Annotated in this window: 7 protein-coding genes; 2 read left to right on the top strand and 5 right to left on the bottom strand. The window is 65.6% G+C overall.

What is annotated here, in order from left to right:
- Nucleotides 1–37 precede the first annotated feature (37 nt).
- Nucleotides 38–3,607, top strand: a complete 3,570-nt coding sequence (locus ACCQ07_RS14960; RefSeq protein ID WP_372363417.1) for a sensor histidine kinase — start codon at nucleotides 38–40, stop codon at nucleotides 3,605–3,607.
- 393 nt (nucleotides 3,608–4,000) lie between these two features.
- Nucleotides 4,001–7,546: a hybrid sensor histidine kinase/response regulator gene (locus ACCQ07_RS14955; protein WP_209261280.1), complete on the top strand. Its 3,546-nt coding sequence runs from the start codon at nucleotides 4,001–4,003 to the stop codon at nucleotides 7,544–7,546.
- Nucleotides 7,547–7,580: 34 nt separating this feature from the next.
- Here ACCQ07_RS14955 and mdtD read toward each other — a convergent pair whose 3' ends face one another.
- The 5 genes from mdtD to ACCQ07_RS14930 form a co-directional block, all read right to left on the bottom strand.
- Complete coding sequence (gene mdtD, locus ACCQ07_RS14950) at nucleotides 7,581–9,002, bottom strand: multidrug transporter subunit MdtD (protein WP_014090726.1); 1,422 nt, start codon at nucleotides 9,000–9,002, stop codon at nucleotides 7,581–7,583.
- Between the two features lie 363 nt (nucleotides 9,003–9,365).
- Nucleotides 9,366–10,430, bottom strand: coding sequence for a uroporphyrinogen decarboxylase (gene hemE, locus ACCQ07_RS14945; protein ID WP_008571718.1), 1,065 nt, complete (start codon nucleotides 10,428–10,430; stop codon nucleotides 9,366–9,368).
- A gap of 14 nt (nucleotides 10,431–10,444) precedes the next feature.
- Nucleotides 10,445–10,699, bottom strand: coding sequence for a WGR domain-containing protein (locus ACCQ07_RS14940; protein ID WP_014090725.1), 255 nt, complete (start codon nucleotides 10,697–10,699; stop codon nucleotides 10,445–10,447).
- Nucleotides 10,700–10,991: 292 nt separating this feature from the next.
- The gene (gene aroB / locus ACCQ07_RS14935; protein ID WP_209261278.1) at nucleotides 10,992–12,104 is read right to left on the bottom strand and encodes a 3-dehydroquinate synthase; all 1,113 of its coding nucleotides are present in this window, start codon (nucleotides 12,102–12,104) and stop codon (nucleotides 10,992–10,994) included.
- Nucleotides 12,101–12,643: a shikimate kinase gene (locus ACCQ07_RS14930; protein WP_014090723.1), complete on the bottom strand. Its 543-nt coding sequence runs from the start codon at nucleotides 12,641–12,643 to the stop codon at nucleotides 12,101–12,103. Before ACCQ07_RS14930 ends, aroB begins: the two co-directional genes overlap by 4 nt.
- Nucleotides 12,644–12,773 lie beyond the last annotated feature (130 nt).

Below are 12,773 nucleotides of genomic sequence, written 5' to 3'. Positions count from 1 at the left end.
GCGCATGCTGCTACCACCACAACACCCCAGTCGTCGCATGCCGCTGAAAGCCTTGATGACGCGGGCTCTATTACTGCTTTGCCTGGCCGTCGTGTCAGGCTGGCCGAGTCTTACGCTGGCCGGCGTGCCGGTACTGCCGCAGCCGCGGCAGCTGACCGTGGCCGACGGGCTGCCATCCAACGTGGTGTACGGCTTCGATGAGGATGCCAATGGATATTTGTGGCTGGCCAGCAGCGATGGGTTAGCGCGTTACGACGGGCGAAACTTCCGTATCTGGCGCATCGAAGACGGTTTGCGCGACAACCAGATCTGGGCGGTTCACGTCGACAAGCGCAACCGGGTCTGGATCGGGACCGGCATGGCAGGCCTTGCGATGCTGGACCCCGCACGCCATCAATTCACTTTCTATGATGGTGCGCGCTATCCGGAACTTCGCGGCGCTGCGATCTGGAACATCAAGTCTACCGACGACGGCAGCATATGGTTCGGCACTGAAATGAGTGGGCTATACCGGCTGCGGCCGGATGGTTCGCTGGAGCATTTCGCACATCGTGCCGACGATCCGCGCAGCTTGCCCGACAACGCGATCTATCGGCTCGATGTCGATACCCGCGGCACACTTTGGATCGGTACCGCCGATGGTGCTGCGCATTGGACGGGTAATGACTTCGAGCGGCAGGCATTTCCGGATGGCACCGCACAGATCATCACCCGGCTAACTGCCGATGCCGATGGCAGCATCTGGATCGGGACCAGCGACGACAAGCTGTTTCGGCGCGATCCAAGTGGTCATCTCAGTCCGCACCGTTGGCAGGCACCTGCAGAATATCCGGTATTGGGCGTGTTGTTGCGCGACCAGGACGGCAGCTATTGGCTGGACACCCTGGCCGGCCTAGGCCATACGACTGGTGCGGAGGTGCGCAATGTCCCCCTGTACAGTCTGTCTGCGCACGGGCGCATCCGTCCCAACTGGGAATCGGCATATCAGGATCGCGAGGGCGGTGTATGGTTTGCCAGCCCCAACGGCGGGCTCTGGCATCTCCCCTCGAATTGGCATCGTTTCGCGGTTGTTTTCAACTACATGGACGACGGTGGCCAAGGTGGCAACCTGGCGATCCAGGGCACTGCAAAATCGCGCGATGGTCGGATGTGGTTGGTGGGCACCTCGGGCGTGCTCGAACGCGTAGATCCTGCCACCGGCAAAATCGAGCGTGTATTGCCCACCCTGGGGTCTGCCAGCTGGTCCAATAGCGTGCTGGAGGATCGCAAGGGTAACGTCTGGGTCGGGCAGTTTGCCGAGCTGGTGCGCTTTGATCCCGCTACTGGCCAGGTGCAGCACTGGAAGGCTGCAGCAAGCGGCTCGGACGCGGCTGCACAGGACGCGACACTGGACGCTTCCTTGGAAGCGCTGCAGCAGACCGCCGATGGTCACATCTGGGTCCATGCCACGCTTGGGCTACAAGAGCGGGACGAACAAGGTCGCTTGCTGCGCACCATGTTGCGCGGGACCCACGGCCTTGCAGCAGATCTGGTGGTTTACGACCTGCAGGCTGGGCCGGACGGAGCGCTCTGGCTGGCCAGTAATCGTGGTCTGCAGCGCTGGAACGCGTCGGTTGCGCGCTTCGAGCGCATTGCCGGCGCACCCGACGAACCTATCTTCACTTTTCGCTTCAGCGACAACCAGATCGCCTGGTTTGCCGGGCTAGGGAAGCTCCGCCGCTATTTGTGGAAGAACGGCACCCTGCAACATCTAGATACAGTGGGCCCCGAGCAGAACTTCCCTGCGCTTGCGCCACAGGGACTGGTGGTCGACCACGACGGTGTTGCCTGGATGTCCAGTATGCGTGGCCTGATTCGCGTTGACCCGGCCACGCGGGGCGTGCGCGTGTTCGGGGTTCATGACGGCCTGCCCAATCCGCAATTCGTTGCGCGTTCTTTGGTGCAATCGTCAAAGGGCATGATCGTCGGCGCGACGCCGGATGGGCTGGTGATCTTCGATCCTGCCGAACTCAAGCCGAATGATCATCGGGTGCCGTTGGTGATCGAACGTGTGGGTCTACGTCGCGGCGAGAGCGGGCTGGATCTGAGTCATGTCACGCCTTTGGTCATGCAGGACGGCGATCGCGACTTGCATATCGTCGCCCGCCTGCTCAGCTTCGCCGACTCCGAATCCAACAGCTACCGCTTCCGCCTGAGCGGCTACGACCCGGACTGGATCGATGTCGGGCCCAGTGGCGAGCGCCTGTTTTCGCGTCTGCCTTCAGGCCGTTACACGCTGGAAGTGCAGGGGCGCACTGCAGACGGGATCTGGTCGGCGAGCCAGACCTTGCGTTTTCAGGTGTTGCCGCCATGGTGGCTGTCGCCGTGGGGCTTGAGCCTGCTGGCCCTGCTGACCTTATGCGTGATTGCTGCAGCCATCTTGTTGTACCGCCGGCGGTTGCGTCGCTTGAATGCCTGGCAGCTTGCGGTGCACAAACAGGAAGTGGCCGAGCAGGCGTCCCTGGCCAAGACGCGTTTTCTGGCGACCCTGGGCCACGAAGTACGTACGCCGATGACGGGCGTCTTGGGCATGAGTGAACTGCTGCTCAAGACTTCGCTGGATCTCAAACAGCGCAGTTACACCGAGTCGATCCGCCGCGCAGGCGCGCATCTGTTGCGGCTGGTCAACGATGCGCTGGATCTTGCGCGCATCGAATCCGGGCGGCTGGAGCTGGATGTGGAGCCGTTTTCGGTGCGTCAGCTGGTGGCCGAAGTGGAGGCGTTGATGGCGCCGCTGGCGCAGGAGCGTGGCCTGCGCTTCAGCCTGGAGATCGGGCTGCTCGGTGATATCACTGCCAGTGGCGATTGCACCCGCATCCGGCAGATCCTGCTCAACCTGCTCAATAACGCGATCAAATTCACCGAGCGCGGCGTGGTCGGTTTGAAGTTGACCACGCTCGGTTCCTATCAAGGCCTGCGCTTTGAAGTGGCCGACACGGGGCCGGGCATCAACGCCGAACAGAAGGCGCGGCTGTTCCAGCGCTTCGAGCAGGGCGATGGTGCCAGAACCACCTCGCGCTACGGCGGCAGTGGTCTGGGCTTGGCGATCTGCCAGGAGCTGGCAATCGCCATGGGCGGGCAGATCGAGGTGATCAGCCGACTCGGTGCGGGGACGCGCTTTGTGGTGGATCTGCCGCTGCGCTGGGTGGCTTCCAACGCCGCGCTCGGTGGCGAGACCGCGCATGCCGAGACGGCTATCGAACCGCAGCGCATCCTGCTGGTGGAAGATGACCCGACCATCGCCGAGGTCATCGTCGGCCTGCTGCAAGCGCAAGGGCATTCGGTCGTGCATGCCCCGCATGGCCTGGCGGCGCTGACCGAAGCGGCCGACAACACGTTCGATCTGGCATTGCTGGATCTGGACCTGCCCGGGCTGGATGGTTTTGCGCTGGCGCGGCAGTTGCGCGTCTTCGGCTACGACATGCCGTTGATCGCCGTGACTGCACGCGCCGACGAGGTCGCCGAACCAAGTGCGCAGGAAGCCGGCTTCGACAGCTTCCTACGCAAGCCGCTCACTGGCGACATGCTGGCCTCCACCATTGCCGAAGCGTTACGCAGCAAGCGCTGACAAGCGCTGCGGATGCTCTGTCACCGGAGCAGGCATCCAAGTATCACGCGGCGTGTTCGTCCGCTCTTGGGCCGCTCGAACAGCGATGCGGGTCGCGATGGTCTGGCCAGGCGGAAGGGCGCTGCAGGTGCCCTGCCACCCGGGGCGCGGCAAGCGGTTGCGTCGCAAGCAAGTGTCGGCGGAAAGAATTGTCGGGCCCGCTTTTCGCAAGCCCTGCAACGTGCAACGGACTGACCAATGACGCTGCCGCGCGGGCGCCTTGCAGCCTGAGCGCGTGCGCACAACGGGCAGAGCGCGCTTGCCCGCACCGCGCGTGGCCCGCACTATGCGCCGACTTGTCGTGAAGTTGATCCGGTGCGCTTTCTATCCTGCTTGCCCCATCGGCTGCTCGCTGTGCTCTGGGTATGCCTGTGTCTGGCAGTGTTTCCGGTGCAGGCGCGGACGCCTGCAACACCGGTGCCTATCCAGCTGACGATCGCCGACGGGCTGCCGTCGGACACGATCAATCAGTTAGCCGAGGACAGACAGGGATATCTGTGGCTTGCCAGCGATGACGGTCTGGCCAGATTCGATGGCCGCAACTACCGGATCTGGCGGATGGAAGATGGCCTGACCAGCAACGTGGTCTGGACCATCTGTGTCGACGCCAACGATCGGGTGTGGATGGGCTTCGAGGACGGCGGCGTCGGCTATCTGGAAGCGAACACGCGCACGTTCAAACGACTGGAAGATCCGCGGTTCCCGGAATTGCGCGATGCCACCCTGTGGTCGTTGGCACAAACGCTGGACGGGGATATCTGGATCGGCACCGCCAAGCAGGGCCTCTATCGTTACCGCCCCGACGGGCGCATGCAGCACTTTTCTGCCAAGGCGGGCGATGCCGCTAGCTTGCCGTCCGACAATATCGTCGGTCTGGAAGTCGCGCCCGACGGCGGCCTGTGGATCGGCACCTGGGGCGGGCTTGCGCACTGGGATGGTCGGCGCCTGGAGCGCGTGCCGCTTCCGGGCCCGTCCCAGTCGGTCAACCGAATGTACAAGGAGCCCGACGGCAAGGTGCTCTGGGTTGCCGATTTCGACGGCAACCCCGTCCAGTTCAACACGGTCGGGCGGCCCGTGGCCCGCCGCTGGCAAAGCGGTAAGGACACCGCGCAGGTCCGGGGCGTCCTGCTGCGTGACCGGCTCGGGCGCTACTGGCTGGATACCGCCACCGGCCTGGGCATGAGTTCCAGCGACGGTGGCGTCGAACGCGTGCCGGTCTACAGTTTTTCAGCGCACGGTCTGGTCAACCGGAACTGGATCACCGCCTACCAGGACCGCGAAGGAGGTCTGTGGTTCGCCAGCCTGGAGGGCGGGTTGTGGCACCTGCCTCCGCGCTGGGACACCTTCGCGTTGTTTTCGCATCGCGCAGATGATCCGCACTCGCTCGCCAATCCCTCGGTTGTTGCCACAGCGCCTTCGGTCACCGGCGGCATCTGGCTGGTCGGCACGCGTGGAACGCTTGAGCATTTCGATCCCGTCACCGGCCGCGTGGAGCCACGCCTGGCCCCGGTCGATCCGGAACGCATTCCCGATACGGTCATCGAAAGCAGGCAGGGAATGGTCTGGATCGGCGTGCAGGAACGGCTGGTTCGGTACAACCCGAAGACGGGCGAGGCCAGGCGTTGGCCACTGCTCGGGCACCAGGATTCCGCAGCCGATCTCGAAGATGTCGGCAGGCCTGGCAGGATGGCCGAAGATGCACAGGGTCGCATCTGGGTGGCGCTGCTGACGCACGGGGTGCAGCTGTGGAGCAGCGAGGGCCAGCTGCTCAGGACGCTCGACTACGGAAGCCACGGGCTGAAGGCGCTGACGGTCCTGGACATGCGGATCGGGCCCGATGGGCAGATCTGGCTGAGCAACAATGCCGGGCTGTGGCGATGGGATCCGCTTGCCGACCAGTTCGTTCCGGTACGCGGCGCGCCGTCCCTGCCAACCTATGTGTTTCGCCAGGGAGATGGCGGCATCGTCTGGATCGGATTGGCCGGACAATTGCGGCGCTATCTCTGGGACGGCAAGCAGCTTACGCATCTGGATACGGTGGGAAAGGACCAGGAATTTCCGATGGTCTCGCCGACCGGCCTGGTGATCGATGCCGGTGGCGTGGCCTGGGTCTCCAGTCATCGTGGGCTGATCCGGGTCGACCCCGGCAGCAAGCTGGTGCGCGTGTACGACGTGCACGACGGACTTCCCAGTTCGCCCATGCAGGTGGCCACGCTGGTGCAGGCAAGCACGGGGCAGATCCTGGGCGGCACATCCGATGGCATCGTGGTGTTCGATCCGGCCACGATGCGTCCGAATCTGCGCCGACCGCAGCTGTTGATCGAACGTGTCAGCCTGCGACGCGGCGAGCGCGAACTGGATGTCACCGGCAAGGCGCCGCTGCAGGTGCAGGACGGCGATCGCGACCTGCATATCGTGGCGCGGATGCCCACGTTCACCAATCCCGAATCCACCAGTTACCGCTTCCGCCTCAGTGGCTACGATCCGGACTGGGTCGACGTGGGCTCCACCGGCGAACGCCTGTTTTCGCGCCTGCCTTCCGGGCATTACACGCTGGAAGTGCAGGGGCGCACGGCAGATGGCATCTGGTCGGCCAGCCAGATCGTCCGTTTCCAGGTATTGCCGCCGTGGTGGCTATCGCCGTGGGGTCTGGGCCTGTTGGCGGTGCTGAGCGTGTGCGTGATCGCCGCGGCCATATTGTTGTATCGCCGTCGGCTGCGGCGCCTGAATGCCTGGCAGCTGGCCGTGCACAAACAGGAGCTGGCCGAACAGGCGTCCTTGGCCAAGACCCGGTTTCTGGCGACGCTGGGCCATGAGGTGCGCACGCCGATGACGGGTGTGTTGGGCATGAGCGAATTGCTGCTCAAGACCACGCAGGACGCCACGCAGCGCAGCTACACCGAGTCGATCCGTCGTGCGGGTGCGCATCTGTTGCGGCTGGTCAACGATGCGCTGGATCTGGCGCGCATCGAATCGGGCCGGCTTGAACTGGATTTCCAGCCATTTTCGGTGCGTCAGCTCGTGGCCGAAGTCGAAGCGCTGATGGCGCCATTGGCGCAAGAGCGCGGGTTGCGTTTCAGCCTGGACATCGGGCTGCTGGGCGACATCACCGCCAGCGGCGATTCCACCCGTATCCGGCAGATCCTGCTCAACCTGCTCAATAACGCGATCAAATTCACCGAGCGCGGCGTGGTCGCGCTGAAGCTGACCACGCTCGGTTCCTATCAAGGCCTGCGCTTCGAAGTGGCCGACACGGGCCCGGGCATCAATGCCGAACAGAAGGCGCGCTTGTTCCAGCGCTTCGAGCAGGGCGACGGTGCCAAGACCACCTCACGTTATGGCGGCAGTGGCCTGGGCCTGGCCATCTGTCAGGAGCTGGCGATGGCGATGGGTGGGCATATCGAGGTGATCAGCCGGCTCGGCGCCGGGACGCGCTTTGTGGTGGATCTGCCGCTGCGCTGGGTGGCGTCGGATGCAACGCTGGACGGCGAGGTGGCACATGCCGCCAGCCCCGTCGAGCCGCAGCGCATCCTGCTGGTGGAAGACGACCCGACCATCGCCGAGGTCATCATCGGCCTGCTGCGCGCGCAGGGGCACTCGGTGGTGCATGCGCCGCACGGGCTGGCGGCGTTGACCGAAGCGGCCGACAACACGTTCGATCTGGCATTGCTGGATCTGGACCTGCCCGGGCTGGATGGTTTTGCGTTGGCGCGGCAGTTGCGCGTCTTCGGCTACGAGATGCCGTTGATCGCAGTGACCGCACGCTCCGATGAAGCCGCCGAACCGAACGCGCAGGAAGCGGGCTTCGACCGTTTCCTGCGCAAGCCACTCACCGGCGAGATGTTGGCCAATACCATCGCCGAGGCGTTGCGGCATGCCCGCGCGCGCGATGGGGCGTAGCCGCGGCGGAAGTGAAAGTGCCCCAGCGCAGCACCTACTCGGCAACCGCTTCCACTTCCTTGGGGTGGGGGCGCGTCTCGGCCAGCTGCCAGAAGATCAACGTCGACGACAAGGTGATGCCGCCCACACACAGGAAGGTGGCATGCAAGGCGGCGGTAGCGCCATGCGTATCGCCCAGATGGGTGTTGAATGCCGCCAACAGGCTGCCCGCTGCCGCAGCGCCGAAACCGGTGGCCAACATCATCACCATCGACAGCAGACTGTTGCCGGGGCTGGCCTGGTCGCGGTCCAGATCGCGCAGGGTCACGGTGTTCATGACCGTAAACTGCAGTGAATTCACCGCGCCAAAGCAGGCCAGTTGCACCAGGCGCAGCCACAGCGGCTGGCCGATATCGATGAGCGCAAAGCTGGCCATGGCCACGCCGACCAACACGGTGTTGAGCATCAGCACGCGCCGGTAGCCGAAGCGCCCCACCAGCTTGACCGCCGCGCGTTTGGCGGCCATACCGGCCAGTGCCACCGGCACCATCATCAGCCCGGCATTCATCGGGCTCATGCCCAGGCCCACCTGCAACAGCAACGGGATCAAGAATGGCATCGAGCCGCTGCCCACGCGCGCGAACAAGTTGCCCAAAATGCCGATGCGGTAGCTCGCCACCTTGAACAGCGCCAGCGGAAACAGCGCGTTGGCGGTGTTGCCCGCATGCAGCCAGTAGCCGGCCAGTGCAGCCAGTCCGCCGATGGCCAGCAACATCACGAACGCATGGCGCAGGCCGAGTTCCGAGATGCCATCCAGCGCCAGCGACAAGGCCACCATGCCGAACGCCAGCATCAGGTAGCCGACCAGATCGAAGCGCCTGCGTGCATCGCCATAGTGGTCGGGCATGATCTTCAGCGCGGCAATAAACCCGAGGACCCCGATCGGCAGGTTGATCAGGAACACCCAATGCCACGAGGCGACTTCGACCAGCCAGCCGCCCAGGGTCGGGCCGATCAGCGGGCCGATCAGGGCGGGAATGGCGATAAAGCTCATCGCGCGCAGGAAGTCTGCGCGTGCCACCGTCTTGAGCACCGCCAGCCGCCCCACCGGCAGCAGCATCGCGCCGCCGATGCCTTGCACCACGCGTGCGGCCACCAACTGCGGCAGGTGCTGGGCTGCCGCGCACAGCAGCGAGCCCAAGGTGAACACGATGATCGCGGCGAGGAAGGTGCGCCGCGTACCGAAGCGGTCAGCGATCCAGCCCGAGGCAGGGATGAACATCGCCACTGCCAGCGCATAACTGAAGACCACTGACTGCATCTGCAGCGGGCTTTCGCGCAGGCTGCGCGCCATCGACGGCAACGCCGTGTTGACGATGGTCGCATCCAGCATCTGCATGAAGATGGCCAGCGACACCAGCCACAGCAGCGGCTTGATGGTGGCGTAGGCGCGCAAGGTGGGGACGGGCTGAGACATGGGGGCTTGGCCGGGGGAACGCTGCATTATCGTCTCCCTGCTGTGCACGGCACGGAACGCTGTGTGCGACGCCCGGGAATGCCTGCGTTGGCAGCCTGCGCCGCGTGCGGGCGCAAGGCCGACGCTGCACGCTCAGGCAGATCGCGTCATCGCATTGGCGGCTTGGGTGCGGTGTGAATCGCGCGACGCGTTTCATGACACAACGCGTCCGGCACATATATATATCTGGCGGCGGGGTGAACGCGCAGAGCCAGTGGGTCGGTTCAGTTGCGAAATAGCTGGCTCGGCAGTGCCTACATGCACGCGGGAACTGGCACTGGCACGGGCCGGGTCCGTGCGACCCGGTCCGCTCGCCGCGGCGGCTTAGCGCTTGCTCAGGCTCTGCACCGCGTCCACCAGCACACCCACGTGCTCGGGATTCATATCCGGCGACATGCCATGGCCGAGGTTGAAGACGTGCCCTTCGCGTGAGCCGCCATTGCCTTGGGCGTAGCTGTCCAGGGTCTTGGCGACTTCGCTACGGATCGCGTCGGGCGAGCCGTACAGCGTGGCCGGGTCGAGATTGCCCTGCAGGGCAACGCGGCCGCCCGCCCGTTGAGCGGCGTCAGCCAGCGAGATGGTCCAGTCCACGCCCACGGCTTCGGCGCCGCTGGCGGCCAGATCCGCCACGTAGGCGCCGTTGCCCTTGCCGAACAGCACCAGCGGGGTGCGCTCGGCCCCGGTGCCGCGCTCCAGTTCACGCGCGATGCGGGTCAGGTAGGGCAGCGAGAATTCGCGGTACATCGCCGGCGAGAGCACGCCGCCCCAGGTGTCGAATACCTGCAGCGCCTGCGCGCCTGCCGCGCGCTGGGCGGCCAGGTAGGCGATCACCGCGTCGGTGACGGTGCCGAGCAGGTGATGCAGCAGCTCTGGCGCGTTGAAGGCCATGGCCTTGATGCGTGCGTATTCCTTGCTGCCGCCGCCTTCGATCATGTAGCAGGCCAGCGTCCACGGGCTGCCGGAGAAACCGATCAAGGGTACCGAACCATCCAGTTCGCGGCGGATCACCCGCACCGCATCCATCACGTAGCGCAGCTCGGTTTCCATGTCCGGCACGCCCAGGCGGTGGATTGCGGCGGCATCGCGCACCGGGTGGCGGAACTTGGGGCCTTCGCCTTCGACAAAGTACAGCTCCAGGCCCATCGCATCGGGGATGGTGAGGATGTCGGAGAACAGGATTGCCGCATCAAGCGGGAAGCGCTGCAGCGGCTGTAGGGTCACTTCGCAGGCGATGTCCGGATTCTTGGCCATGCCCAGGAAACTGCCGGCACGCGCGCGGGTGGCGCGGTACTCCGGCAAATAGCGGCCGGCCTGGCGCATCAACCACACAGGGGTGCGGTCCACGGGCTGACGGTTGAGCGCGCGCAGCAGGCGATCGTTCTTGAGCATGGGAAAGTATGTCCTCAGCGCGGCGCGTCGTCGGCGCCGCCGGTGATGAGTTGGAAACCGCGTTTAAGTTGGGTGTCGCGCGCCTTGTCGAAGGCGCGGTCCGCTTCCTCCTGTTGCAGGTACTGGTCGCGTCGCAGTTGCGTGCGTCCGCCGATCTCCCCGGTTTCGCGCAGCAATTCCCAACCACCGAACAGATCCGGTTGCAGGGTCAGCTGGACGTAGCGGAGCGGCGCGTTACCGCCGGGATCGTGTTGTAGAAGGATGCGCATGCGGCCGATTGTAGCCGGGCGCTGCTGAAGGCTGAGAGCAGTGGCGCGTCCGGGTGTTCTGGTTGCGCCGGGAGCGTCGTTGGGCGTCCACGCTTGCCGGTGCGCTCCTGCGCGAGGTTCCGACCGCCGTGCAGACGGCGGCAGGCAGTGCGTAGGAGCGCACCTGGGCGCGATAGGGATTGTCGGGAAGGCCCCATCGCGCCGGGGACGCTCCTACAAAGAGTGAGCGTCGTGGCGATCGACGGCAGCTGGGTGCCGGCGTCCAGCGTTCCGTGCCTTCGGCCGGCTGGCCTTATCCCGCCAGGATCTCCAGCACCGCTGCCTCTTCCACATCCGGCACGATCTCGGCCTTGCCGATGCCGCGCCACAACACCAGGCGCAGGCGGCCGGCGATGTTTTTCTTGTCCAGGCGCATGCGTGCGAGCAGGGCCTGAGGGGTCAGGCCGGGCGGGATCTCGGTGGGCAGATCGAAGTCGTGCAGCAGCGTGCGCAAGGCCTCGGTGTCCTGTGTATCGCTCATGCCCAGCGCGGCCGACAGGCGCGCCGCCAGCACCATGCCCACTGCGACGGCCTCGCCATGGTTGAGGTTGTCGTTGCCGGGCGCGCCGTAGCCTTGCTCGGTTTCGATGGCGTGACCAAAGGTGTGGCCCAGGTTGAGCAGGGCGCGCTCGCCTTTTTCCAGCGGGTCGCGCGCCACGATCTCGGCCTTGTGCTCGCAGCTGCGGGCGATGGCCTGCGCCAGCGCCGCTGCATCGCCATCGAGCAGGGCGCGGCGCTCGGCGTGCAGCCACTGGAAGAACAGCGGGTCGCGGATGGCGCCGTACTTGATCACCTCGGCCAGGCCGGCGCGCAGTTCGCGCGGCGGTAGCGTGCGCAAGGTGTCGGTGTCGGCGATCACCGCACGCGGCGGATGGAAGGCGCCGACCAGGTTCTTGCCCTGCGGGATGTCCACTGCGGTCTTGCCGCCGACCGATGAATCCACCATCGCCAGCAGGCTGGTGGGCAGCTGCACGCAGTCCACGCCGCGCATCCAGCACGCTGCCGCAAAGCCGGCCAGGTCGCCGACCACGCCGCCGCCCAGCGCGAACACGCAGGCGTCGCGGGTGGCGCCGAGTTCGGCCAGCGCGGTGATTGCAGAGCCAAAGGTCTCCAAGGTTTTGGAGGCTTCGCCGGCGGCAATGACCAACTCGCCGACCTGCAGGTCCGGCCGCGCGTTCAACAAGGCGGTGCGTACGCCGGCCGCGTAATGCGGAGCCACCTGCGAGTCGCTGAGCAGCAGCGCGTGGCGGCCACGCACGTGGCCGGCCAGGCGCGCGCCGTCGGCCAGCAGGCCCGGGGCGATGGTGATGGTGTAAGGCTGCACACCGTCGACATCGACGCTGCGCGAGGAACGGGGAAGTGTCATGCGGGGTTACTCGACATGCGCCATTGCGCGGCCAGGCGCAGCACCAGCTGCGCGGTGGCCTCGGCGGGGGAAAGATGATCGGTTTCCAGGCTGAGATCGGCGACCTGGCGGTAGAGCGGCGTGCGGTGCGCGGCCATCGCATGCAGCACCTGCTCGCGGTCGGCGCGTTGCAGCAGCGGGCGATTGCGATCGCGCGCCAGCCGCGTCAGTTGCGCCGGCACGCTGACATGCAGGTACACCACGAAGCCACGCGCGCAGATGCGCTCGCGGTTGCGCGGATCCAGCACGGCGCCGCCGCCGGTGGAAATCAGTTTGTTGTCCTGTTCCAGCAGCGCCTGCAGGGTCTGGGCCTCGTACTGCCGAAACCTGGCTTCGCCATGCTGCTCGAAGATGGCCGGGATGCTGCTGCCCACCTGGTCGACGATGGCCTGGTCCACATCGACGAATTCCAGCCCGAAGCGCTCGGCCAGGCGACGGCCGATGCAGCTTTTTCCGGCGCCCATCGGGCCGACCATCACGAGATTGGGTGCGGGGTTCATGCGCAGGGATCGTAGCATTCACGCCATCGGGCCGGGCCGATGGCACGGCGCAATTGCCGTCTCCAATCCCGCCAACCCCGCGTCGTTTCGGCGATTGGATCGCGGTGCATAGGCGAAGCGCGGGCGATGC

It is taken from the genome of Xanthomonas sp. NCPPB 3583 (assembly GCF_041475715.2).
Classification (GTDB): domain Bacteria; phylum Pseudomonadota; class Gammaproteobacteria; order Xanthomonadales; family Xanthomonadaceae; genus Xanthomonas; species Xanthomonas euvesicatoria.
This window is presented reverse-complemented; position numbering and strand designations above follow the sequence as displayed.

Coding starts and splice junctions, on each gene's coding strand:
- ACCQ07_RS14930 (WP_014090723.1), bottom strand. CDS start 12,643: ATGAACCCCGCACCCAATCTCGTGATGGTCGGCCCGATGGGCGCCGGA.
- hemE (WP_008571718.1), bottom strand. CDS start 10,430: ATGCTCAAGAACGATCGCCTGCTGCGCGCGCTCAACCGTCAGCCCGTG.
- ACCQ07_RS14940 (WP_014090725.1), bottom strand. CDS start 10,699: ATGCGCATCCTTCTACAACACGATCCCGGCGGTAACGCGCCGCTCCGC.
- aroB (WP_209261278.1), bottom strand. CDS start 12,104: ATGACACTTCCCCGTTCCTCGCGCAGCGTCGATGTCGACGGTGTGCAG.
- mdtD (WP_014090726.1), bottom strand. CDS start 9,002: ATGTCTCAGCCCGTCCCCACCTTGCGCGCCTACGCCACCATCAAGCCG.
- ACCQ07_RS14960 (WP_372363417.1), top strand. CDS start 38: ATGCCGCTGAAAGCCTTGATGACGCGGGCTCTATTACTGCTTTGCCTG.